This is a genomic window from Vibrio sp. 10N.222.46.A1 (assembly GCF_041473595.1).
Lineage (GTDB): Bacteria > Pseudomonadota > Gammaproteobacteria > Enterobacterales > Vibrionaceae > Vibrio > Vibrio tasmaniensis_A.
Genome location: NZ_JBFRSN010000884.1, coordinates 1 through 525, shown reverse-complemented (window position 1 = coordinate 525; position 525 = coordinate 1). Strand labels below are relative to the sequence as shown.

Below are 525 nucleotides of genomic sequence, written 5' to 3'. Positions count from 1 at the left end.
GAGAGCCAGCGCAACAGTAAGCCCTTCGTTGCTATTAACTGTGGTGCTATCCCTCGAGACCTAATGGAAAGTGAAATCTTCGGTCACGTTAAAGGTGCATTTACCGGTGCGACAACCGACCGTAAAGGTGCCGCAATGCAAGCGCATGGCGGCACCCTATTTCTCGATGAGCTTTGTGAAATGGAACTGGAGATGCAGAAGAAGCTCCTACGATTTTTGCAAACCGGTACGTTTACCCCACTCGGTGGCAACCGCGAGATTAAAGTGGATGTCAGAATTATCTGTGCGACCAACCGCGATCCACTGGTTGAGGTAGAAGAAGGACGCTTTAGAGAAGACCTTTACTATCGTGTTCACGTTGTGCCTATCGAGATGCCACCGCTTCGTGAACGAGGAAGTGACATTGTCACCCTGTCTAATCACTTCTTGAAGCTGTACGCGAAGCAAGACAAGAAGAAGTTCAAATCAATAGACAAAGAAACGCAGAATCTACTTAAACGTTATGCGTGGCCGGGCAACGTACGT

General features: G+C 48.6%; 1 protein-coding gene. It reads left to right on the top strand.

Going from position 1 to position 525, the window contains the following annotated elements:
- Window positions 1–525 (top strand): sigma 54-interacting transcriptional regulator (locus AB4496_RS21480; RefSeq protein ID WP_372131896.1); only part of this gene is annotated, 525 nt, incomplete at both ends.